The 23,927-nt window shown below is 35.6% G+C and carries 27 protein-coding genes; 17 read left to right on the top strand and 10 right to left on the bottom strand.

Annotated features, from left to right (window positions below):
- Window positions 1-97: 97 nt before the first annotated feature.
- Entirely contained in the window at window positions 98-784 is a 687-nt protein-coding gene (locus tag DRF59_RS07230; protein WP_115958743.1) for a hypothetical protein, read from the top strand.
- Window positions 785-838: 54 nt separating this feature from the next.
- On the opposite strand, the gene DRF59_RS07225 is transcribed toward DRF59_RS07230, so the two are convergent.
- A complete protein-coding gene (locus DRF59_RS07225) occupies window positions 839-1,423 on the bottom strand; it encodes a DUF3109 family protein (RefSeq protein WP_115958260.1) in 585 nt (194 codons plus the stop codon).
- 6 nt (window positions 1,424-1,429) lie between these two features.
- The gene (locus DRF59_RS07220; RefSeq protein ID WP_115958258.1) at window positions 1,430-2,335 is read right to left on the bottom strand and encodes a DUF6427 family protein; all 906 of its coding nucleotides are present in this window, start codon (window positions 2,333-2,335) and stop codon (window positions 1,430-1,432) included.
- 42 nt (window positions 2,336-2,377) lie between these two features.
- Here DRF59_RS07220 and DRF59_RS07215 point away from each other — a divergent pair, with 42 nt between their 5' ends.
- Window positions 2,378-2,611, top strand: a complete 234-nt coding sequence (locus DRF59_RS07215; protein WP_115958256.1) for a DUF6341 family protein — start codon at window positions 2,378-2,380, stop codon at window positions 2,609-2,611.
- Between the two features lie 82 nt (window positions 2,612-2,693).
- Here the strand turns inward: DRF59_RS07215 and DRF59_RS07210 are convergent, their stop codons facing one another.
- The 5 genes from DRF59_RS07210 to DRF59_RS07190 form a co-directional block, all read right to left on the bottom strand.
- Complete coding sequence (locus DRF59_RS07210; RefSeq protein ID WP_115958254.1) at window positions 2,694-3,131, bottom strand: universal stress protein; 438 nt, start codon at window positions 3,129-3,131, stop codon at window positions 2,694-2,696.
- Window positions 3,132-3,190: 59 nt separating this feature from the next.
- On the bottom strand, window positions 3,191-3,796 hold the full coding sequence (locus DRF59_RS07205; protein WP_115958252.1) for a fumarylacetoacetate hydrolase family protein: 606 nt from the start codon (window positions 3,794-3,796) through the stop codon (window positions 3,191-3,193).
- A 44-nt stretch (window positions 3,797-3,840) separates the two neighbouring features.
- On the bottom strand, window positions 3,841-4,239 hold the full coding sequence (locus DRF59_RS07200) for a putative signal transducing protein (protein ID WP_115958250.1): 399 nt from the start codon (window positions 4,237-4,239) through the stop codon (window positions 3,841-3,843).
- A gap of 2 nt (window positions 4,240-4,241) precedes the next feature.
- A complete protein-coding gene (locus tag DRF59_RS07195; RefSeq protein ID WP_115958248.1) occupies window positions 4,242-5,006 on the bottom strand; it encodes a 3'-5' exonuclease in 765 nt (254 codons plus the stop codon).
- A gap of 64 nt (window positions 5,007-5,070) precedes the next feature.
- A complete protein-coding gene (locus DRF59_RS07190; RefSeq protein ID WP_115958246.1) occupies window positions 5,071-5,784 on the bottom strand; it encodes a CDP-alcohol phosphatidyltransferase family protein in 714 nt (237 codons plus the stop codon).
- Between the two features lie 89 nt (window positions 5,785-5,873).
- Here DRF59_RS07190 and DRF59_RS07185 point away from each other — a divergent pair, with 89 nt between their 5' ends.
- From DRF59_RS07185 to DRF59_RS07130, 12 genes are all read left to right on the top strand, one after another.
- A complete protein-coding gene (locus DRF59_RS07185; protein WP_115958244.1) occupies window positions 5,874-7,802 on the top strand; it encodes an LTA synthase family protein in 1,929 nt (642 codons plus the stop codon).
- Window positions 7,803-8,007: 205 nt separating this feature from the next.
- Window positions 8,008-8,427: a DUF2147 domain-containing protein gene (locus DRF59_RS07180; RefSeq protein WP_115958242.1), complete on the top strand. Its 420-nt coding sequence runs from the start codon at window positions 8,008-8,010 to the stop codon at window positions 8,425-8,427.
- A gap of 216 nt (window positions 8,428-8,643) precedes the next feature.
- Window positions 8,644-9,624 (top strand): pyruvate dehydrogenase complex E1 component subunit beta, encoded by a 981-nt coding sequence (locus tag DRF59_RS07175; RefSeq protein WP_115958240.1) that lies wholly within the window; start codon window positions 8,644-8,646, stop codon window positions 9,622-9,624.
- A gap of 117 nt (window positions 9,625-9,741) precedes the next feature.
- Window positions 9,742-11,733 (top strand): KUP/HAK/KT family potassium transporter, encoded by a 1,992-nt coding sequence (locus tag DRF59_RS07170; RefSeq protein ID WP_115958238.1) that lies wholly within the window; start codon window positions 9,742-9,744, stop codon window positions 11,731-11,733.
- A 65-nt stretch (window positions 11,734-11,798) separates the two neighbouring features.
- Window positions 11,799-12,272 (top strand): Fur family transcriptional regulator, encoded by a 474-nt coding sequence (locus tag DRF59_RS07165; RefSeq protein WP_002976876.1) that lies wholly within the window; start codon window positions 11,799-11,801, stop codon window positions 12,270-12,272.
- Between the two features lie 3 nt (window positions 12,273-12,275).
- Window positions 12,276-14,015, top strand: a complete 1,740-nt coding sequence (locus tag DRF59_RS07160; RefSeq protein WP_115958236.1) for an OstA-like protein — start codon at window positions 12,276-12,278, stop codon at window positions 14,013-14,015.
- Between the two features lie 298 nt (window positions 14,016-14,313).
- On the top strand, window positions 14,314-15,237 hold the full coding sequence (locus DRF59_RS07155; protein ID WP_115958234.1) for a hypothetical protein: 924 nt from the start codon (window positions 14,314-14,316) through the stop codon (window positions 15,235-15,237).
- Window position 15,238: 1 nt separating this feature from the next.
- A complete protein-coding gene (locus DRF59_RS07150; protein WP_115958232.1) occupies window positions 15,239-16,066 on the top strand; it encodes a hypothetical protein in 828 nt (275 codons plus the stop codon).
- Window positions 16,067-16,068: 2 nt separating this feature from the next.
- A complete protein-coding gene (locus DRF59_RS07145; protein WP_115958230.1) occupies window positions 16,069-16,845 on the top strand; it encodes a hypothetical protein in 777 nt (258 codons plus the stop codon).
- Window positions 16,846-16,957: 112 nt separating this feature from the next.
- Window positions 16,958-18,133: an aspartate aminotransferase family protein gene (locus DRF59_RS07140; protein WP_115958741.1), complete on the top strand. Its 1,176-nt coding sequence runs from the start codon at window positions 16,958-16,960 to the stop codon at window positions 18,131-18,133.
- Window positions 18,134-18,323: 190 nt separating this feature from the next.
- Window positions 18,324-18,710 carry an START-like domain-containing protein gene (locus DRF59_RS07135; protein WP_101239698.1) on the top strand — a complete coding sequence of 129 codons (387 nt, stop codon included), beginning with the start codon at window positions 18,324-18,326 and terminating at the stop codon, window positions 18,708-18,710.
- Window positions 18,711-18,790: 80 nt separating this feature from the next.
- Window positions 18,791-19,603, top strand: a complete 813-nt coding sequence (locus DRF59_RS07130) for an aminotransferase class IV (protein ID WP_241505497.1) — start codon at window positions 18,791-18,793, stop codon at window positions 19,601-19,603.
- An 87-nt stretch (window positions 19,604-19,690) separates the two neighbouring features.
- Here the strand turns inward: DRF59_RS07130 and DRF59_RS07125 are convergent, their stop codons facing one another.
- Both DRF59_RS07125 and DRF59_RS07120 read right to left on the bottom strand, forming a co-directional pair.
- Window positions 19,691-20,272: an N-acetylmuramoyl-L-alanine amidase family protein gene (locus DRF59_RS07125; protein WP_115958228.1), complete on the bottom strand. Its 582-nt coding sequence runs from the start codon at window positions 20,270-20,272 to the stop codon at window positions 19,691-19,693.
- A gap of 105 nt (window positions 20,273-20,377) precedes the next feature.
- Window positions 20,378-20,926, bottom strand: coding sequence for a YqgE/AlgH family protein (locus DRF59_RS07120; RefSeq protein WP_115958226.1), 549 nt, complete (start codon window positions 20,924-20,926; stop codon window positions 20,378-20,380).
- 24 nt (window positions 20,927-20,950) lie between these two features.
- On the opposite strand from DRF59_RS07120, the gene pdxH reads away from it, so the two are divergent.
- Window positions 20,951-21,592, top strand: coding sequence for a pyridoxamine 5'-phosphate oxidase (gene pdxH, locus DRF59_RS07115; RefSeq protein ID WP_115958224.1), 642 nt, complete (start codon window positions 20,951-20,953; stop codon window positions 21,590-21,592).
- 146 nt (window positions 21,593-21,738) lie between these two features.
- On the opposite strand, the gene DRF59_RS07110 is transcribed toward pdxH, so the two are convergent.
- Complete coding sequence (locus tag DRF59_RS07110; RefSeq protein WP_047097388.1) at window positions 21,739-22,029, bottom strand: HU family DNA-binding protein; 291 nt, start codon at window positions 22,027-22,029, stop codon at window positions 21,739-21,741.
- A gap of 399 nt (window positions 22,030-22,428) precedes the next feature.
- On the opposite strand from DRF59_RS07110, the gene panD reads away from it, so the two are divergent.
- Window positions 22,429-22,779 (top strand): aspartate 1-decarboxylase, encoded by a 351-nt coding sequence (panD, locus tag DRF59_RS07105; protein WP_115958222.1) that lies wholly within the window; start codon window positions 22,429-22,431, stop codon window positions 22,777-22,779.
- 4 nt (window positions 22,780-22,783) lie between these two features.
- Entirely contained in the window at window positions 22,784-23,806 is a 1,023-nt protein-coding gene (locus tag DRF59_RS07100) for a lysylphosphatidylglycerol synthase transmembrane domain-containing protein (RefSeq protein WP_115958737.1), read from the top strand.
- Window positions 23,807-23,927: the final 121 nt, after the last annotated feature.

The raw sequence follows: 23,927 nt of genomic DNA, 5'->3' as shown, positions 1-23,927 counted from the left end.
ATAAATATTTAAAACCGTCAGTCTTTGACGGTTTTTTTTATTTTAGACTATGTCAGCCAATATTCATATATTTACCCCTAAATTTATAATATCATATATGAAAAAGATCATCATTCCTTTTTTCTGTGCGGTGTTGTTTTCCATTCCGGCAACAGCTCAAAAGAAAGAAGCTGCTTCCATATCAACGGAGGCTTCAAAATCTAAACTGACTCCTAAAGAAATAGTGGATAACTACTTTAAAGCATTAGGAGGAAAAGATAAATTGGAAGCTGTAAAATCTACAGTTACGGATAATATCCTTACTGTACAGGGAATGGAAATTACAATGACTACTAAGAAATTAGGGAATAAATTCAAGTCAGTTCAATCATTGATGGGCAAACAAATGATTCAGCTTTTCGACGGAGAGAAAGGATATTTTGACCAAATGGGGACAAAAGTTGACATTCCTGCTGATAAGATTGCTGATCTGAAAAAAGGGAAACCTGTGGAAGCTCTTGCTTTTGATGCTGCAAATTTCCAGAATGCAACAGTAGAAAAACTTGATGGTAAAGATTACAATGTGCTTTCTTCAGATAAAGGCAAATTTTACTTTGATGCCGCTACGGGATTATTGTATAAGACCATAGCAGGAGAAGGGAATGTAACGATAAAAAGTTATATGACTGTAGATGGAATTCAGTTTCCGGCTGAAGTAGATGCCGAAGGGGGAGGCCAGAAAGTAAATATTAAAACTACAAAATTGGTGATCAACTCCGGAGTAACGGATGCTGATTTCAAATAAAACATAATAAAAGCCGGAATTTCCGGCTTTTATTTATTGATGAGTGAATAAGGTTTAAGAGCCATATTCTTTTTTCCATTCTTCAGCGGCTTCACTGAGCACATTGTAGAAGTCCTCTCCATATTTTCTGGTTAATGGTGTTTTCAGGAATTTGTAAACAGGAACCTGCAACTCTTTCCCGAGTGTGCATGCATCACTGCAAACATTCCATTCATGATAATTTAAAGCAGTAAAAGTGGAATACTCAGTAATCCTGATTGGGTACAGGTGGCAGGAAATAGGTTTCTGCCAGTCTACTGCGCCATCTTCATAGGCTTTTTCAATACCACATTTGGTAATTCCCTTTTCGTCAAAAGTTACATAAGCACATTCACGGTCTTCCACCATTGGGGTAACATACATTCCATCATGTGGGTCAGTAGTCCATGTTCCTTGTTCTTCAAGGGCCTTAACCCCTTCTGGGGTAAGATAAGGTTTAACTTTATCAAAAATACGGTCTAAAATTTCAAGTTCCTCCTTATCCAAAGGAGCACCCACGTCTCCTTCCACACAACATGCACCTTTACACTTAGTAAGGTTGCAAACAAATTCTTCGGAAAAAATATCCTCGGAAATTAATTTATCGTCTATCTGAATCATAATCTTTTAAAATAAATCAAAAACTGTACCTGCCTTAAAACCAAGTAAACTAATAATAATAAGCCATAAGCTGGCCTCCTGCATCCAATATTTTGGTAAAAATCTCATCATTCTGCTTATAATAATACTCGAAGGGAATGCTAAAAGAAGCAGGTATTCATAGTTTTTATTCATATATAGAATAATTGTTACAAGCTGGGCTACTGAAAAAACCAATAAAAAGGTGTATTTGTATCTGCTGATCGGGCTTTTTTTATTATAATTCTTAAAGTGATCGTATACTGCATAAATAAGCATCAGTACAACCGGGATCAGAGGAAGCAGTTCCGTATAATCTGTTACAGGTTTCATTTTCCCGAAAGGAAAATAATCAATATCCCAGGAAGTAAATTGAACAAAATACATCACAGAAAAATAACTAAAAGTAATCAGAATAATTCCCAGAAGGAACCTGAAAAGGTTTAATCCTATCTTAGCAGAAGTGGCTACAACGTGAATGATGACAAATACAGCCATTGGCCAGGTAGTAGGAAGAAAGATGAAATTAAGTGCCACAATAGCCCCCACCAATACATATGATTTTTTTCTTATATCTTCATCAGCACTTGTCAGAAGAAGAATGAGAAAAGAATTGGTGAGAAGTGAAACGGCAAGCCCGATATCAAGATTGCCGGGATACAATCCAAATATAAAAAATGTATATAAAAATAACGGAAGATGAGTTTGATAATTTAAAGCAATACTGTGAAAACAAAAATATCCCAAAGCAATTCCCAGAAATGTAATTCCGGCAACAATAGCTTCGTAGGTATTGAAATTCAGTATGTTAAATATTATTACTACTAAAAGAAGAAAACCAATATATACAGGAATTGAAAAAATATTGCTTTCTTTTGAAAGTAATTTAAACATTTTTTATAAATTTGTACAAAGTTAATTTAAAAAAGGAAAATAATGACGTCTTTCTTTCTATTCTTAAGCAAAGTTTTCAAATGGTCTTTCGGTTTCTTTGATGCTTTCGGAAATGTTTTAAACTGGATCCTGTTTATCGTTTGCTGTGTATTGTTTACATATTGGTGCTACGTGCTGGTGGTTACACTAGGTGGTGACAAAGATAAAGACTATTATTCTCCTACGGAAGGTAAGCATCCTTACTATGATCCGACTATTTATAAAAAAGAAGGTTAATTAATTGGTTATATAGTAAAAAACCGATCAAATAAATTATTTGATCGGTTTTTTTATTACTAACGATTAAAATTTTATTTTCTTAGTCATGAATGGGAAGTACTAAAACAGGAATATGTGAACTTTTTGTAAGCCCTTTTGTAAGACTTCCTACAAATACGTCATAAATCCCGCTCCTTCCATGTGATCCCATAACAATGTAGTCAGCATTTTTTGCCTTTGCATATTCAATAATAATATCTTTGGCAAGTCCTTGCTTTAAAAGGTGTTCACACTCGATATCGTGAGCAAGAATCCGCTGTTCTATTTTGTTAAGCTGAACAAGTTCTTCTCTGATCTCATTGGCTTCCACTTCCGGAAAATATTGAAATCCCATATCCCCGATAGCAAATCCGATATCTGATGGAGCTACATGAATCAGATAAATTCTACCATTGAGTTGTTTTGCAAATTTTATGGCACCCTCTACCAGTTGGTCTGTTTTGTCCCCAAAATCTACGGGTAATACAATATTTATCATAACCTTTAGTTTTTGTTATCTAAAGATATGAAAAATTTCTCAGATTGATGTTAAATTACCTATAATATTCGGATGTCAAGGAGTTTTTCATCCTGAAGATAAGCTTCCAGAATATCATTTTCTTCTACTTTTCCTACTCCTTTTGGGGTACCTGTAAAAATGAGATCGCCTACTCTTAAAGTAAAATATTGCGAAGCAAATGCAATAATATCATCAAAACTGAAGATCATATCTTTTGTATTACCATCCTGAACATTTTCTTTATTCTTGAATAATGAAAAAGGCAGGCTTTCCAGATTATAATGTTCTTTTTTAAAGAAGTTTCCGACTACTGCAGAACCATCAAAGCCTTTGGCAAGTTCCCATGGCAGTCCTTTTGACTTTAACTCACTTTGAAGATCCCTGGCTGTAAAATCAATTCCAAGGCTTATTTCATCATAATGTTTATGGGCAGCTTCTTTCTGAATATATTTTCCCCCTTTTGAAATTTTTAATACCACTTCAAGCTCATAATGGATATCATTTGAAAATTCCGGAATGTAAAAATCATTTCCTTTTAAAACCGCTGTATCGGGTTTCATAAAAATAACCGGATTTTCCGGGATTTCATTTCCCAGTTCTTTTGCATGTTCACTATAATTTCTTCCTATGCAGATGATTTTCATGATTTTTTTCTTTTTTAAATTCTAAATTTATTGAAGTAGAGCCTTCAGTGGGCAAATTCATTTCCACAATAATAGCAGATAAATTTATGGCTTGTTAAAAATGAAATTCCAAAAAAACTGGTTGCCCGGTCATCCCTGTAAATATGATTGGATCCGCATTTTGGACACACAAAATCAAATTCCGGATCATCGATCGTATGCTCTACTTCCAGGGAAAATACTTCATTCTCCTTATATTCCTGTAGTATTTGTGCTGCCCTTTCAATATCATCTTCAAAAACCTGAAGCTGAATTCCGCCTACAGCCTGGGAAAGAAGCCAATCTGATTGAATCAGCTGTTCATTGGCAATAAAACTGTTGATCCCGTTTTCAGCCAGGATCTGTTTGTCCCTGTTAGCTTCAAGGGCTGTTTCATAAAATTTAAAGCGGATCAGATCAGACATTTCTAAAATTTACTTGACAGTTGAATTTTTGTAAAGACTTTCTTGGTGTATAGAGGGAAGTCAGCATTCTGAAGCCATCCGAAATATCCGAGATCTTTTTGAAATATAGCTTTTACACCCTGCCCTTTATACTTTCCAAAATTGAAAACTTCTTCCATTTTTTCATTATATCCAATGAATCCGGCAAGATCTGCATTTTTATTATGGAATGTGAATTCACTTAGCGGTGCAATTTCATTCGGGATATCATCGTATTTACCCACCTGTGCATCAAGAACTTCGAAAGTAGCCATTACGTCAGCTTCAGCAGAGTGTGCATTTTCCAATGTTTTTCCACAATAGAACTGATAAGCTGCTCCAAGGTTTCTAGGTTCTTTTTTGTGGAAAATTGTCTGGGCATCTACCAGCCTGAACTTACTCAAATCAAAGTCTATTCCTACTCTTAAAAGCTCTTCTGCTAAAAGAGGAACATCAAATCTGTTGGAATTGAACCCACCCAGATCACTTCCTGTAAGCATTTCCATAATTTTAGGGGCAATTTCTCTGAACACAGGAGCATCTTTTACATCTTCGTCATAAATTCCGTGAATTTCACTGCATTCTTTCGGAATGGGCATCTCTGGATTAACACGCCATGTTTTACTTTCCCGGGATGCATCAGGATTTACCTTTAATATGCATATTTCAACAATCCGGTCTTTTCCGATATTGGTTCCGGTAGTTTCAAGATCAAAAATACAAAGCGGTTTATGGAGTTTTAAATTCATGTTAATAGGATAATTTGATAATATATTTAATTTGAAAGATGAAATTCATCTTTCCTTATAATCTTTATTTAAGCTGTCGCTGAAAAACCAATGATACCAATATATAATAAATAACCAGCATCGGAATCCCTACAATCTGAAATAGGGCAAGAATGGCAATTCCTCCCACTAATAAAACTATTTTGGGATAGTTGTCTTTTAACTGTCTGGATTTAAACTTCATCGCCATCATTTTTATTGGGCTGACCAGAAGCCATGAAGTAAGAACACTTAATATTACCAGTAAAAGGCTGTGGTCAAATAAGAAACTAAAATGTCCGGTTTCTTTAAAGGCATAATATAATCCAAATAGGAGAATGGTATTGGTAGGCGTATTTAATCCTTTAAAATAATACCTCTGTTCCTCATCAAGGTTAAAGATAGCGAGCCGTAGACAGGAGAAAACGGTTACCAGTAAACCGATATACTTAATTTCAAAAGGAAAGTGAAGCCCGGATAATTCGGTTCCGAAAGGTTCAAGAGCTTTATACATGGTCAATCCGGGAATGAATCCAAAGCTTACCATATCCGCAAGAGAATCAAGCTGAAGACCTAAGTTGGAATTTGATTTCAGGGCCCTTGCAACAAACCCGTCAAAAAAATCGAAAATTGAAGAAAGAATAAGACAGATTGCCGTAGTCTGATAGTCTCCTGAAATAAGATGTATTGCCCCTATTGAGCCTGCAAATAAATTAGCCAGCGTTAAAGCATTGGCAAGATTATTCTTTATAAAATCCATAAGTACAAAATTACTGTTTTTAAAAATTATGTATCAAAATAATATGAACTAAAAAATACATTAATGTGAATTTGATGTAAATTTGCCGAATGAAATTTTCAAAAGAATTGAGAAAACAGGAAATTCTTGTATTGATGTACAGGATTTTTTTAGCCTATGTCTTTTACCAGATAGCAAGGCTTTTATTTTGGTATTTCAATAAAGACCTTATTAAAATTGATTCGGTTTCTGACTATATAAAACTGGCGTATCACGGTACAGCTTTCGATACTACCGCTATATTATATGTTAATTCCCTTTTTATACTTCTTAGCATTATTCCAATAATCATCAATACAAAGAAGGGATATCAGAAAGTTCTTTTCTGGATTTATTTCGTCACAAACGGGATTGCTTATTCAATGAATTTCGGTGATTTTATATATTATAAATTTTCACAGTCCAGGCTAACTTCAGCTGCACTGCAGGTGGCAGAACATGAATCCAACCTTTCTAAAGTTTTTATAGCTTCCATCGGACAGCATCCTTTCGTGCTGATCTGGTTTGTTGTTCTTATGGCACTATGGGTTTTTCTTTATAAAAAAGTGAAAATTAAAGAAAGCAGACCTGCAAAATTATTACCTTATTTTCTTTCTTCAGTTATTATCTTATGTATAACCGTAGTTTTGGTTGTTGGAGGAATCCGCGGCGATTTTAGGCACAGTACGAGGCCGATCAATATGGTTGATGCAAACCGCTTTGTAACCAATCCCCTTCAGGGCAATGTAGTTCTTAACAGTACTTTTTCTTTTTTCAGAACACTGGGGACCAATAATTTTAAAGAAGTACATTTTGTAGATGAAAAGTATATTGAAGAAAATGTCCAGCCCTATAAATTGTATGACAGGAAAGTGGAAAAACGTCCGAATATTGTTATTTTTATTGTGGAATCTTTCGGCCGTGAATATTCAGGCGCTTTTAATAAAGATAAAAATATAAAAGACTATATTTCCTATACTCCGTTTATGGATAGCTTAGCAGGCCGGAGTCTTATTTTTCCGAACACATTTGCAAACGGAAGACAGTCAATTCATGGGATGAGTAGTGTACTGGCAGGAATTCCAAGCCTTACAGATGCGTTTACGGGGTCACCTTATTCCAATCAGAAAATCCAGTCTATTGTTTCTGTCTGTAATGAATTAGGATATGATACATCCTTTTATCATGGTGCACCTAATGGCTCCATGGGATTCCTTGGATTTGGGAATATTCTGGGATTCAAACATTATTTTGGGAAAACAGAATTTAATCATGATGCAGACTTTGACGGAATGTGGGCAATTTGGGATGAGCCTTTTCTCCAGTATTTTGCCAAAAATGTCGGAAAAAAACAACCGTTCATGGCTACGGTATTTACTGCCTCATCTCATCATCCTTTTAAAATCCCCGAAAAGTATAAAGGAAAATTCAGAAAAGGAAAAATAGAAATGCATGAGCCTATTCAATATACGGATTATGCGATTAAAAAATACTTTGAGACGGCTAAAAAACAACCGTGGTTTAACAATACAATATTTGTTTTTACAGGAGATCATACCAATCAGGTCTATTATCCTGAATATGAAAAAGCCATGAACCGTTTTGCCGTTCCGTTAATTTTTTATTCTCCAAATCCTGAATATCAGCTTAATGGAGTAAATCCGGAAATGGCTCAGCAAATTGATATTTATCCTACTTTGGCGGATCTTATCGGGTATAATAAACCCATCAGAAGCTGGGGCAGGAGTCTGGTAAGCGACAAAAATTATCCTTCTGTTGTGGTGAATTCAGACGGTACTTCGGAACAATTTATGATTGGAAACTATATTTACCGTTTTGATGGTAAAGAAATTACCGGAGTGTATAATAAAACAGATCTTGGACTTGAAAATAACCTGATCAGTACTCTCAAAACTGCTGAAGTGGAAAAAGGAAAACTAACAGCAAAAGCATGGTATCAGGATTATATGGACAGGGTTATTAACAGAAAACTGAACTAGTGGGTTCGGATATCTAAGGCGCTCAGGAGTGATATTGTAAAAAGAAAGTAATCTTATCTGAATTGCCGGTTTCAACGGATTTATATCTTAGCTTTTTGCCTCTTTATGCTTTGTATAACAAAAGTTTTTGTTTGTTGAAAATTAATTTATATTTTTATCAATACGTAGGAAAGACTACTGTGGTTGAATTAAAACTATAAAAAATATGAAAAAATTATTATTGACATTCGCGCTTTCTTTGTTCAGTGTGTTAAGTTTTGCACAGATAGAAGGCAAATGGAAGACCATAGATGACGAAACCAAACAGGCTAAATCTATTGTAGAAATATTTAAAAAGTCGGACGGGAAGTATTATGGAAAGGTTTCCCAGCTGCTGATAAAACCGGCTGATCCTAACTGTACAGCATGTAAAGATGATAGGAAAGGAAAACCAATCCTGGGTCTGGAGATCATCAGAGGCCTGAAAAAAGAAGGTGATGAATTTACAGGAGGAAGTATCACTGATCCTAAAACCGGAAAAACATATAAATGTACCATTACAAAAGATGGAAATAAATTAAATGTAAGAGGCTATTTAGGGTTATCTTTATTAGGAAGAACCCAGGTCTGGGAAAAAGCAAACTAATAAGTTTAAATAGAATTTTTTAAGACGGCATTCCGATAGCGGCATGCCGTTTTTTGTTAAAAAGGATATATTAAAGAACCTGGAGAACCGGATAAACATACAGAAAAACATTTTAAATAAAATTAATATTAATGTTTCTCATGGAATGAGGTGGCTTTTTTGTTATGTGTATAATAAAAAAACACTATTTTTGTAGTCTAAATTTTTCAAAAAAATATGGCAGAATATACTTTTCGTGAGGTAATTGCACAGGCAATGAGCGAGGAAATGCGTAAAGACGAATCCATCTATCTGATGGGGGAGGAAGTAGCAGAATACAATGGTGCATATAAAGCTTCAAAAGGAATGCTGGATGAATTTGGTCCTAAAAGAGTTATCGATACACCCATTGCGGAGCTTGGATTTGCAGGAATTTCTGTAGGAGCAGCAATGAATGGAAACAGACCAATCGTAGAATTTATGACATTCAATTTCTCATTAGTAGGAATTGATCAGATTATCAATAATGCGGCAAAAATCCGTCAGATGAGTGGTGGACAATGGAATTGCCCGATTGTTTTCCGAGGACCAACTGCTTCGGCAGGACAGTTAGGAGCTACCCACTCACAGGCTTTTGAAAGCTGGTATGCAAACTGCCCGGGACTTAAAGTGGTTGTCCCTTCAAACCCTTATGATGCAAAAGGATTGCTTAAAACCGCAATTCAGGATAATGATCCGGTTATCTTTATGGAGTCTGAGCAAATGTATGGGGATAAAATGGAAATTCCGGAAGAGGAATACTACTTACCTATCGGAAAAGCAGATATTAAAAGAGAAGGTACCGATGTTACACTGGTTTCTTTCGGTAAGATTATGAAACTGGCTATTCAGGCTGCTGAAGATATGGCTAAAGAAGGAATTTCTGTAGAAGTTATTGATTTGAGAACAGTTCGTCCGCTTGATTTTGATACGATTCTGGAATCTGTAAAGAAAACAAACAGACTTGTTATTTTGGAAGAGGCATGGCCGTTTGGTTCAGTGTCTTCAGAAATCACTTATATGGTACAGCAAAAAGCATTTGATTATTTAGATGCTCCTATCAAGAGAATTACAACTCCTGATGCACCTGCACCATATTCTGCAGCATTGTTTGCAGAATGGTTCCCTAAACTTGAAAAAGTAAAAGAAGAGATTAAAAGAGCGATGTACGTTAAGTAATAATAGAAAAAAACTTCCGAAAGGAAGTTTTTTCATTTATTATATTCATGAAGAAAAATTCTCAGGGTCATAAAATTGATATAAATTTGCGCTTTTAAAAAAAATAAATTGGCTGATATGGCAGAAGTTACAGAGGGCGGTCATCATTTTGACCTAAAGAAACTTTCATTTGTAGGCGTTATAGTTTCCCTCGGAATTGTTTTCGGGGATATAGGTACGTCACCGCTTTACGTAATGAAGGCAATTGTAAATGCAAGAAAAGAAGGGGCTACTATGCCGTTCGATGAATACATTGAGGGAGCTTTGTCCTGTATCATCTGGACATTGACACTTCAAACCACCCTTAAATATGTGATCATTGCTCTGAGAGCGGATAACAAAGGAGAAGGAGGAATTCTTGCGCTGTATTCATTGGTAAAGAAACTTAAAAAAAAATGGCTTTATGTTGTTGCCATCATCGGAGCATCCACTCTGGTCGCAGATAGTGTAATTACCCCTTCTTTGACAGTAATGTCTGCTATTGAAGGGCTTAAAATCTATAATCCGGAAACACCGGTGGTCCTGATCACATTGGTCATTTTATTTGTCATCTTTGTTGTTCAGCAGTTTGGAACAGCCTCGATCGGTAAGTTTTTTGGACCAATCATGGTAACCTGGTTCCTGGTTCTTGGAATCTCCGGTTCGCTTCATATTTTTGATCATATCGAAATTCTCAGAGCGTTCAACCCAATGTACGCTTACAATCTGATTACCCATTCTTCAAGTGCCATTGTTATTATGGGCGCAGTTTTCCTTTGTACAACCGGAGCCGAAGCACTCTATTCTGACCTGGGACACTGTGGAGCAAAAAACATCAGAATCAGTTGGGTTTTTGTTAAAATAATGCTTATTTTAAACTATTTAGGACAAGGTTCGTGGCTGCTCGACAATTATCACCAGGTACATAACGGAGTGAATCCTTTCTTTGGAATTATGCCTGAATGGGCTGTTTTACCAAGCGTTATTCTGGCAACTGCAGCAGCGATTATTGCCAGTCAGGCAGTTATTACAGGTTCGTTTACAATGTTTTCAGAAGCGATGTCTATTTCTTTCTGGCCCAATCAGCATATTGAATATCCTTCAGGAATTAAAGGACAAATGTATATTCCCAGAATCAATTGGGGACTTATGGTGTTCTGTTTTGTGGTGGTTGTATTCTTCCAGAAATCGGAACGAATGGAAGCCGCTTATGGACTCACCATCACCATTACCATGTTAATGACTACCATTTTATTATTATTCTGGTTGAGCCGTACCAGGGTCAGTAAAATCTTTATTATTGGATTTGCAATTGTTTATCTGTTCCTTGAATCAGGTTTCTTTTATGCGAATGTGATTAAATTTGTAGACGGAGGATGGCTAACAATGGTATTGGGTGGATTTATTGCTGTTTGTATGTATGCCTGGTACAACGGGAGACTTATCAAAGCTAATTTTATACAGTATGTTAAGATAGAAAAATATGTATCTATTCTTAAAGATATGAAGCTTGATGAAAGTATTCCAAAATATGCGACTAATTTAGCATACCTGAGCAGAGCCAAAAGAAATGATGAAGTGGAATCAAAAATTATTTATTCCATCATCAAGAAACAACCTAAAAGAGCAGATCATTACTTTATTCTGAGTATCGTAAACCAGGAAGATCCATATACTTTCAAATATACGGTAGACGAAATTCTTCCGGGAACTGTATATAAGATCAACTTCCTTTTAGGATTTAAAGTAGACCGAAGAATCAACGATTATTTCAATATGGTTCTTAAAGATTTAATGGCAGACGGAACAATTCCTTCAAGAAGCAGCCACCCATCTTTAAGAGCTCATAATATACCACCGGATCTTAAATATGTGATCATAGATAACACCTATATCAACGATATCCTTTTGACTGTTAAACAGAAGATTACTCTTAACATTTACAACTTTGTGAAGTATATCGGAAGTGACGACTTTAAGGCTTGGGGAGTATCTTCGCATAACGTTGAGGTAGAATCTGCGCCGATCACAGAATTAACAGTTTATGACAATAAGATCGAGCAGTCCGGGTATTTTCGTCACAACTCGTAACCGCCAGTATTTAACCATAATATCTATTTGAATAAAATTCAATAAATTTGTAGATAATTTTTTTAATGGATACAATACAAAAAGAAAAAAATATAGCTTTGATTAAGGATGTGTTGAGAAACTACTTATTAGAAAAAGGGTTTAGAAACACACCTGAAAGATATACGATATTGGAAGAGATTTATAATATGGATCATCACTTCAACGTGGATGATCTGTATCTTCTTATGATGCAGAAAAAATATCACGTTTCCAAAGCTACGATTTACAATACTATTGAAATTTTCCTTGATGCAGGCTTAATCCGTAAGCATCAGTTTGGAGAAAAGACACTGACCTCTTCATCTTATGAAAAGTCTTATTTTGACAAACAGCATGACCACCTGGTGATTTATAAAAAAGACTCTGATAAGGAGATCGAAGAGATTATCGAATTCTGTGACCCGAGAATTCAAGGAATCAAAGAAGCAATTGAAGAAGCATTTGGCGTAAAAATTGATTCCCATTCCTTGTATTTTTATGGTACTAAGAATGACTAATTAATGAAAAAATTCCTTTTTCTGTTCATTTTTATTTCTGCGCTTGGCTTAGCGCAGGATAAAACCGTTGTGAAGAGAGATCCCTATTTGCAACCTTCTGCACCTGCAAGAACGCAACCGCTGAAACCGGAGGATAAAATAAAGATTATCCACGCAGATAAGATTATTAAAGACCCTGAAAAGTATGAGGGTAACCAATACTTTACCGGAAATGTTCAGATAGAACATCAGGGATCTGTACTTACTGCAGACGAAGTGGTTTTGTATAGTGAAGAAAATTTTGCAAAAGCTATAGGCAATACAAAATTGCAAAATGCAGATGGTTCTGTCATTACTGCCGGTGAAATGGAATATGATGGGAACACCCAAAAGGGTGTAGCCCGTAAAAATGTTGTTCTTACGGATCCGAAGCAAACGATAAAAACAGACATTCTCTATTATGACAAACTTGCCAACCAGGCTTATTTTAATACAGGTGGAACAATCTCCGACGGTCAGAATGTAATGTACACCAAATCAGCTACCTACTTTCTGAATACCAAAATGATTGATTTTGTAGGAAATGTAAAAATAGATAATCCTCAATATATTATTGAAGGAGTAAATATTAAGCAGAACCAGAATACTAAAATTGCTGAATTTTTTGGTCCCACAACCATTACGAACAGAGAGAATCCTAAAAACAGGGTGTATACAGAGAGGGGGACCTATAAGATGGAAACAAAAGAAGCATTCCTTAACAAGAATTCCAAAATCTTCTATAATGATAAAATTCTGACCGGAGATGATATGTACTACAATCAGATTACCGGATTTGGTAAAGCAACCGGCAATGTGACTCTGGATGATCCTAAAGAAAGAAGGTTTATAAAGGGAGGTTACGGAGAAATTTTTGAAAAGAAAGACTCTGCAATGATGACCAGAAGTCCTTATGCAGTAAAAGCTATGGAAAAGGATTCGGTTTACTTTGCAGCAGAAAAAATTATTTCTTACCAAAAACCTGATACTTTGGATGTAAATGTGAAGAAAAGTTACCTGAGAGCTTATAAAAAAGCACGTATTTACAAGTCTAACGCCCAGGGAAGGGCGGATTCTATCGCTTTTAATGAAACGGACGGAGTAATGCATATGTATACCCATCCAATCCTTTGGAGCGGAGAAAAGCAGGTAACCGGTGATAAGGTAGAAGCTTATTTTAACACGAAAAATGAAAACATAGATTCATTAAAAGTAATAGGAAATGCTTTCGCAATCAGCAAGGTTGATTCATTGAACCTGAAGGATGAATTTAACCAGGTAAAGGGAAAGTTTATGACAGTATATTATGAGAAAAATGATATCAGGGAAGCAAGAGTTGTAGGAAATGCTCAATCTATTGTATATGTAGATGATACTGATCAGGAAACAAAACAGCCGCAAAGAATAGGAATAACACTTTCTGCCTGTGGAATTATCGGAGCCTTGTTTGAGGAAAGGGCGTTACAGATTATTTCCTGCAGTATAGGAGCTACTTCAGATACTTACCCAATGAGTAAAATAGAGCCTGCAAAAAGAAAATTTCCGGATTTTAACTGGAATACCAAAGACAGAATCAGAAAATGGCAGGATATTCTTGTAGATACCCCTAACTATGACGAAATAAAGTACACAGGGGATAATGAACTGTACAACCAGGCTCAGGAAGCAATAGAAAAAGAAAGGGCAAAGGAAGAAGCTAAGAAGCCTAAACGGGTTAGAAAATAATTACAAATTTTTCACGATATAAAATAATTCACCATTTTCATAGCAGGAAATGGTGAATTATTTTGTTAAATATGATCAAAAAAATGGTCAAAAAGAGAACTTATAAGGTGATTTAAATGTTAAAATTTCATTTTTTTTGATTGTCTGATAATGATAGAAAAGTCCATTAATATTAAGAATATGTTAAATTAACATTAAATACCAAGTGGTTTGTTTTCGTTTTTTTTTAAAGAAGTATAGGTTGGTTGGTAATAATTTTTAACTTTAAAACGAGAAAAAAAATTATTTCAAACAAAAGATGAAAACAAAGATTATTATCTTGGTTTTAACAGTACTATGTGTTAAAACCACTGCACAGGTTGGGATTTCAAAAGCTCCTGCTTTTCAACCTGACATCAGAACAGAATTACATGTAAAACAGGATAATTATGCAGCCCGGTTACCCAGGGCTAATCAGACGATTGCATTACCTGTTTCGGCTAGCGGTACTATTGGAAATGGTACGCAGGGTTCGGTGATCTTTAACAGAGAAACAGGAAGCATTGTTGAGAATGACGGTACTGTATGGAAAATTTCTGACGGAATTGTTTCCACTCTGAAGAATAACAAAATGGCACGCTTTATTCGCAGTACTGCCGTAACTGCAGATTGTGGAACCTGTGGATTGGGATGTGGGGGCGTAAACCGGGTTTGTCCTCAGGGTGGAGGTGCCGTGGATGTTCCTTTTACCAGTGCAAGTCCCAGTTATAATGAAATTTCTGCTGATGTTTCATTAGCATCAGGCACCAGTAATGTCATCAATATCAAAACGAAAGGATTGTACAAAATCTCTTTTAAAAGTGGTGCTATTGACGTAAAGACTCCGGCGTTATGTGTTGGTGTATCCATTAACCTGTATTCGAAGGTTGATCTTGAAACAAGTACGGCCCTTGCTCCCGCTACATGGAAACCTCTGACCAATAACACGACGAGTTCTACAAGCGGTGCCTTATCTTTAGGAAGCATATCGCCCGGTGCTATTGATGTGGGTCAGTCGTTGGCATTTACTTATGTAGGTACTTTTGAAGCTGGTGATAACCTGAGATTAAGATTTTATGGAAATCAGAATATCGGAACAGGTATTTGTACAGGTCTTATTGGTGGAAACGCAATGTCCTTTTCCATGAATACTACAGGAAATGGTGTATCAGAGATTATTGTTGAAAAAATAAATATGCAATAAGATGAAAAAGATTATATTAATTCTGGTTGTTTTATTTCAGTATAGTTTATATGCACAGGTAGTGATTGGGAATGATCTTGCCAGCAACAAAAATATATTGAAAATTAAAGATGGGACAAAAGGGGTTATACTTCCTTATTCTGATATTTACACTTCTTTTCCTAAATATAGTGCTTCCTCTACTGACTTATTCAGTGATTACCCTAATCTTGTAGGTAGCGTCATATATAATAAGGCTGATGATCAATATTACAAATATGATGGTTATGCATGGAATCCGGCCAGACAGATCCAGGGGATTTTTCAGCCAAAAGGATCAAGATTAGGTATTTCGTCGGGAATTACAATCCCCTGTTTAGCATTTGGACTGGGAATATGCCTTCCGCTGGGGTCTCCGGTCTATCTTGCCCCTGATGATAAAAGCGAAATTCTTGTAGATAATCTGGGATTAAAAAATTCAAATTCGGTAACTATAAAGCAGAATGGAATTTATGATGTTGCGGCAGCATTAGGATTTACTGGGGGAAGTGTTGGCGCTCAGATAGGAGTTACAGAATTTAAATTAACCTTGCAGGTTAAATATACACCGGCCTCAGCCTGGGAAACTATCGTTACAAAATCAAATTATTCTATAATTTTTATCATCGATACTCAGGGAAATAAAACATCCAGTTTTTCCCAGACAGTATCCCTGCCTGCAGGAGCTGAGTTGAGAGTGGTTCCTACCATAACGACTATTGGCGGATCCGGAGGGTCACTTGCCGCTTATGGCACAGATACCAATTCTATTAATTCCTATGTCGCAGCCCGTTTAATTAAAGCTTATTAATCATGAAAAAATATATATTCTGCCTGTCTTTATTTATATTAAACCTATACAGTGCCCAGGTAAATTTTACAAATATTCCCAATCCTGATTCTAATGCAAACGGAAATGATCAGGTAATGATGTATATCACCAATACCAGTGAATCAACAGGAGTTAAAGGTTTTGGTTTACCAGCCGTTGAAACTCCGGCTGACCTTCCGTATACAGGGGTAAATGTTCCTTCATCAAGAATTGAGGCTTTGAGAGGAATGTTGCTGTTCGTTAAAAGTACCGGTCAGGCGATGGTATTTGACGGACTTGTCTGGAGCAAAGCTTTTGAGGTTGAATCGGATAATATTTCCAGATTTCAGATCAATCCTGTCAGTACTACTTCAGGAGCGGTAATGCTTCCCATTAATTCCTTAATAAATAAACCCGCCTTTTTAGCAGATCCATTGAAGCTTAAAACAAATGTGCCGGTAAGCGGTACTGATCTGAATAAGCTCTATATTCGGCAGAGTGGGCTATACCGGATTAATGTAAGTCTGAATTTTACAGGCTCTGCAGGCGTTTTTAGTAACAGGCTAGGAGCCAGCTTATATGTCAATGATACTAAAAGATTTCAGCTGTTGGAAAACACAGTCAATTTTGATGGTACGATCAGAAAAATCAGTTTAGATTTTTCAGTATATGCTATCCAAGGGCAATACATTACCCTGGAAGCTATTTCTGAGGTTGGAGGAACAACAGCATATAATATAGTTCCTAACAGTTTTGTAACAGTTGAAAAAATATTGTAAAAATTACAATGATATATATCCTCCAACAATTGGGGGATATTTTATTCAGTGCTTATAATTTCGGCATTTGATGAATGTTTTATAGCTTTGCTAAAATTTTCGAAAGATGGAAATGCAAAAAGATTTTTTTATATATCAGGCACAAACGACAAAATTTGCTGCAGGTTTTGAAGTGGAAAAAGCAGAAGGAAGCTATATTTATGGAACGGACGGAAAAAAGTATCTGGATTTTGTAGCAGGAGTTTCTGCCAATACATTAGGACACTCGCATCCTAAAGTTGTCAGTGCAATCAAGGAACAGGCAGACAGATATCTCCACGTAATGGTATATGGTGAATATGCACAGGAAAAACCTGTAATGCTGTGTCAGTTACTTGCTGAAGCTACTCCGGAACCACTAGAAGTAACGTATCTGGTAAATAGTGGTGCTGAAGCTATTGACGGAAGCTTAAAACTGGCAAAACGATATACAGGGAGAGAAGAGATTGTCTCGTTTAAAAATTCTTATCATGGGAATACCCATGGGGCTTTAAGTGTTTCAGGAAATGAATATCATAAAAGAGAATTCCGTCCACTATTACCGATGGTCACTTTTATTGAATTTAATAATGAAAACGAATTTGAAAAAATTACAGAAAAAACTGCTTGTGTCATTCTGGAAACCATCCAGGGAGCGGCAGGTTTTTTGGTCCCGGACGAGGATTATCTGATCAAATTAAAAAAAAGGTGCGAAGAAGTTGGAGCGCTTTTGATTCTTGATGAAATTCAGCCGGGGTTTGGAAGGACCGGAAAATTATTTTCTTTTGAGCATTTTGGAATTGTTCCTGACATTCTTGTCATGGGGAAAGGAATGGGAGGAGGAGTTCCGGTAGGTGCTTTTATGAGCTCACGGGAAATTATGGAAACATTATCACATTCTCCCAAACTAGGCCATATTACTACATTTGGAGGGAATCCGCTTATTGCCGCAGCCAGTTATGCTACTCTGAAAGAAGTGCTGGATAGTGGCTTAATGGATGAAGCTGCAGAAAAAGAAAAATTATTCAGAAAACTTTTGGTGCACCCTAAAATTAAAAATATCAATGGTAAAGGACTAATGCTGGCAGTAAACCTTGGAAGCCCGGAATATACCCTGGAAGTAGCCAGGAAATGTATGGAAAGAGGACTTATTGTTTTCTGGCAGCTGTACAGAAATGAATATTTAAGAATATCCCCGCCGCTTACATTATCTATGGATGAAATAAAAGAAGGTTGTCAGATTATCCTTGATGTATTAAATGAAAATTAAAGATTAAAGTCCCTCTGTTTGAAGAGACTTTTTTTATGTTCTGCATGGCAATTTTAAATCCTTTTATTGAGTAAATTACAGATTTTATATCTCTGATAAATATCATGCAGATTCTTTAAAAAAGTAATTGCTTTTTTGTGTAATAAAAAAATTAATTTATATATTGCGGGACGATAAAAACAAAGATTATATGGCGAAACATAAAGTCCATTACGAATTCCCAATGCATTGTTTATCAGAGATTTTATATGAATATCTGGCAACCGCAGAAGGGTTATCTGAATGGTTTGCGGATGAGGTAACAGAGAAAGGCGATGATTTCTTTTTTAGCTGGGGCGGAGGACCTGCTGAAAAGGCCACTTTGATCAGATATAAGCCTGAAGGTTTCGTGCGTTTCAGATGGGAAGAAGATGAAGGAACTAAAAACTTCTTTGAAATGACTATCGTAATAGACGATATTACAGAAGACCTGTCTCTGAATATTACAGATTTCTGTGAAGAAGGAGATGAGGAAGAAAACGCAATGTATTGGGAAAATCTTATTGAAAACCTCAGAATAAAATTAGGTGCAGCATAATGCAGTACCGTTATTAAAATGATAAAACTGATGAACGATTTATCGTTCATTATTTTTTTGTAAATAAATCATATCAAAAATTGGAAAATCAATATTTTACATCAGGAGCATTAAATGTAAACAACAGAGCCTTTCTTAGAGGCGATGCAGTGAAGGTTTCTTTCTTTATGAGAGACAGCAGGCTAATCATGGATGAAGAGTGTTACTTTTTCCTGATGGCTTCCATGAGAAAGATGAGAATGAATATTCCTCTTACATACACACTGGAGTTTTTTCAGGCTCTTTTCCGAAAGGATATTATTGAAGGCAGAGGAATACAGAACGGAATTATCAATTTTCAGGTTTTCAGAAACGAGGATACCGGGAATCTGGCAAAATCATCAGTCTCTTATTTTTATGAAGTGACAGAAATAGAGGATGTGCTTCAGGTTCATCATAAACCACTGGAACTTGATCTTATTAAAGAGATTAATGTAAATAATAATCTGTTAAGCAATATCAGAGTTCATTGTCCTGAAAATATTTATGGTAGAATCTATGCCCAGGAAAATGATCTTGATGATGTTATTCTTTTGAATCCGAATAAAAGAATTGCGCGTTCTACTTCAGGAAATCTTCTTTTTCTTGAAGGAGATGTAATTAAAGTTCCCAAGCAGTCAGAAGGTGCTTATATTTCTCCTTTGATGGAGAATTTTGTGACGTACCTGCATAAAAATAACCTTGCGGATATCCAGGAACATGAAATCATTGCCTTCGAATCTCAAAAAGCTGAAGAAATTTTATTGATTTCTGATGAGAAAGGCATATTTTCTGTAGGTAAAATAAGAAATAAGACTTTTGAATCTCATCGTTTTTCAGATTTGATAGAAAAATGGAGAGAGAGTTTTAATTAAAAAAATTGACAAACCCGGTAAACAACAAAGTTCCGAAAGTCCTTTACCGGGTTTTATTCTGAGTAAATCAGAAATTGTTTCTTGTATTTAGTACTCGTTGAAGACTTCAACGAATTTTTGTGCTATTTCCTGTTGCCCCTTTTCACTGGTCATATATTCCCTGTCTCTCGTATTATTGATAAATCCAAGTTCTATTAATACTGCCGGAGACTGAGTCTCTCTTAAAATATGGAGATTGCGCCCTTCAATGGTGCGTGCGTTTAATTTTCCGGAAATTTTTCCGGCCAGTTTTTTTGATTGTTCTGAATTTTGTACAAAAATTTCTGTTCCCTGATTGGGTGTTTCTTCCTGGGGGGATCCGTTTACATGTAGAGAGATTACCATCTCCGGACTGAGACGGTTGATTTGGGCTGTTCTTTCAGAAAGACTGGAAGGACTATCCGTATTTCTGGTCAGGATAATTTCATACCTGCTTTGATTTTCACTGATTTTCTGGATTTTTTTAGCGATCTTTAATGAAATATCTTTTTCAGAAAACTCACCATATACAACACCTGAATCATTTCCGCCATGTCCTGCGTCAATGACAATGTACTTCTTTTTTAAAGGAGTAAAAGAAAAAAATGCTGTAGAAAAGAGGAATAAAGCAAGTAGTTTAATGCCTTTCATTTTCAGTGATTTTGGTTTTCCAAATAACGGAAAAAGTTTTTTAAAAATTAGTTAACATAATATTAAAATTTGTTAATTATATTTAAGGTATATACTGATATGTTGTTAATTCAGTGAAATATCCTCGGGTGAATTGGCCCAAAGCAAAAACTCTCCGCCTAAATTTTGCATAATAGATTTCCAAAGGGTCTGATCATTTGGAAGAGTGTAATCAAGATTATAGACATCAACTACAGTCCACATTTTTCGCTGAACTTCAGTATCCAGCTGATTGGGTGACCATCCTGAGTATCCCGAAAAGATTTTTACATGATGAATATCAAGTTCATTATTTAATACGGCATTAATAATACGTTCGATATCTTCTGTAAGATAAAACTCATCAGTAATATCTGTATATATATCCGTTACTCTGGGACCCTTTACAATAAAAAATACTTTATCATTTTCTACAGGGCCGCCGTCATAAACTTCAATTTTGAAATCAAAAAAATCTTTGAATTTAGTACTCATCTGGCTGTTTTTTTTATTTAATATCAAACCAAATGCTCCGCTTTCATTGTGTTCAATAACCAATACTACCGATCTTGAAAAAATATCACCGGAAATGTCGGGGGTCGAGATTAATATTTTACCTTTGTATGAGTGATTCATACTCAAATTTAATAAAAAATATTTATGGAAAACCTGCACGACAAAAGAAAAGTGTACGAGAAATCCCAACTTATTGAAAGTGAGGTAAAACAAAATCCGATTGAGCAATTCAGGGATTGGTTTCTGGAAGCGAGTGAGAGCCCTTTGATCTCAGAAGCCAATGCAATGGCTCTTTCTACGGTAGAGGAAGATGGTTGCCCGAGGACAAGAATGGTGCTGCTTAAGGCATATACTCATGAAGGATTTATTTTTTATACAAACTATAACAGCAGAAAAGGAAAAGCAATAGAGTATAATCATAAAGCATGCCTTCATTTTTTCTGGCCCAATCTGGAAAGGCAGATTATTATTAAGGCTGATCTGGAAAAAGTAGCTGAAAACTTAAGTGATGGTTATTTTCATTCCAGGCCTAAAGGAAGTCAGTTGGGGGCAGTGGTTTCTCCGCAAAGCGAGGTGATTCCAAACAGGGAGTTTCTTGAGGAAAAACTGTCAGCTCTGGAAAAGGAATTTGAGAATACAGAAGTTCCGAGACCTTTAAACTGGGGTGGTTATATTGCAAAGCCGTATGAAATTGAATTCTGGCAGGGAAGACCTAATCGTCTCCACGACCGTATTATCTATCAACTGGATGATCTGGACTGGAAAATTTCCCGTTTAGCACCATAAACGGTGGTAGAGGCAGAAATCTGATTGACTGAATAATAAACTCATTATCATATAAAGCTCAATCTATGACTTTATTATGTGATATTATAACTAATAAAAAGGCTGTTTCTAAAGAAACAGCCTTTAAATTTTCTTAATCTGAATGATTATTTTTTCTTAGCACCGGAAACTGCGTTTGATAAATCAGCACCAGCCTTGAATTTAGCAACTTTTTTAGCAGCAATTTTAATTGGTTTTTTTGTTGCAGGGTTAATACCTTGTCTAGCTGCTCTCTCAGCTACTGAGAAAGTACCGAATCCTACTAAAGAAACTTTTCCGTCTTTTTTCTTTAAAGTAGAAGTTACGTTAGAAATAAAAGATTCTAAAGCAGCTTTAGCTGCAACTTTAGTGATACCTGCATCTTTTGCGATTGCGTCGATTAATTCAGACTTGTTCATAATTTTTAATATTAAAGTTAGTTCGTAATTATAGCAAATATAATACTATTTTCTAATTGTGCAATTTTTTTATTAAAACTTATATAATTTTTTTGCTTTTTGATGAAAATAGTTAAAATATGATAATTCAGTTTTTCACGAAAAATCTACGTTACAGGTTGCTAAAATCATGCCAAATGCTTATGTGTATTGACTTTAGCAAAAAATTAATATTGTTTCATGTATTTATTAAATCCTAAATTATCTGTAAACAATTAATTTTTTTGATGATATGTTTGTTAATTTTGTAATCAATATTGGTAATTTTTAGGTTTTATTAAAATAAAGAGCACTGTTAATGGGAGTTTTAAAATGAAAATCAACACCTGTTTTATTAATTTTTATTAATAAATTTGCAGTATGTTAATAGAAGTTTTTAAGTCTAAGATCCACAGGGTAAGAGTTACAGCCTCAGACCTTAATTATATAGGGAGTATAACGATAGATGAAGATCTCATAGAAGCTGCCGGTCTGGTAGTGGGGGAAAGAGTCTACATTGTGAATGTGAATAACGGGGAACGTTTTGATACTTATGTTATCAAAGGGAAACGAAAATCGGGGGAAGTATGTCTGAACGGGCCTGCTGCCAGAAAAGTACAGAAAGATGATATCATCATTATTATTGCTTATGCGCAGATGAGCCCTGAAGAAGCAAAAGATTTCCAGCCTAAGATCGTTTTCCCGGATGAAAAAACAAACCTTCTTACATAATTCGATGGAGAGATCATCTAATAATCCTTTAAAGTCAATACTTACAATAGTAATATCGCTTGCTTTTGCAGGCTTTTTTTTATGGCTTGCCTTGAAAGGCCTTGATTTTAAAGTAATACAAAAATCATTGGCCAGGGCAAATTATCTTTGGGTTGTGTTTGCGGCAGGATTTGGTATCCTGGCTTACTGGTTCAGAGCTATTCGCTGGAATTTGATGCTGGAGCCTATGGGACACAGGATCTCCAATTCCAATTCTCTTTGGTCTATTTCCTTCGGGTATCTGATGAACCTGACTATCCCGAGAAGTGGAGAACTGGCAAGGGCAACAGCCCTGTATGGTGTTGAAAAAGTACCTGTGGATAAATCGTTTGGAACCATAATTCTGGAAAGAGTGGTGGATCTTATATGTATGCTAGGATTTCTGGGACTGACTTTATTGTTTAAATATGAGGCTATCCTGTCTTTTTATGAAAATTCAGGAGTGAATATTAATCCCAATAAGATTTTAATCGTTCTTTCTGTATTAGCTGCAGGCACTGTCTTGTTTTTTATATTTAAAAAGAAACTTGCAGACGTTCCTTTTTTAGGTAAGATTGTAAATTTTATAGACGGAATTTTTCAGGGATTGGCTACCATTTTTAAATTAAAGCAAAAAGGGAAATTTATTATATACACATTAGGAATATGGATTTCCTATTATTTTGCAGCTTACCTCGTGTGTTTTGCACTTCCGGAAACTTCCGGCTTTACCATAGCAGATGGCTTTTTCATTATTGTAGTGGGGACATTGGGAATGATCATTCCGGCAAGTGGAGGAATAGGAGCATATAATCTTGCAATGAAGTATGGGTTTATGGCTTTATTTATATCCATGGGCAAAAGTGCTGATCTTGGTGCAGAGATGGGACTTACTTATTCATTTATTTCGCTTCCGCTTCAGATCGTTATTATGCTGGTCATGGGACTGATCTCTATTCCGATGCTGGCAAAAGCAAGAAATGTGGCAGTTTTGAATAAAGATTTTTAATTTTATTTACAGATATTTATATAAGAGGCTGTCTCAAAAGTGAGGCAGTCTTTTTTTGAGCATAAAAAAAGGAAAGCTTTTGCTTTCCTAATATTTGCAAATTGATTAATTTGCTGTGTGT

It is taken from the genome of Chryseobacterium flavum, from assembly GCF_003385595.1.
GTDB classification, from domain to species: domain Bacteria; phylum Bacteroidota; class Bacteroidia; order Flavobacteriales; family Weeksellaceae; genus Chryseobacterium; species Chryseobacterium flavum.
The sequence above is the reverse complement of the archived record's forward strand: the minus strand, read 5'-3'. Positions and strand labels throughout refer to the sequence as shown.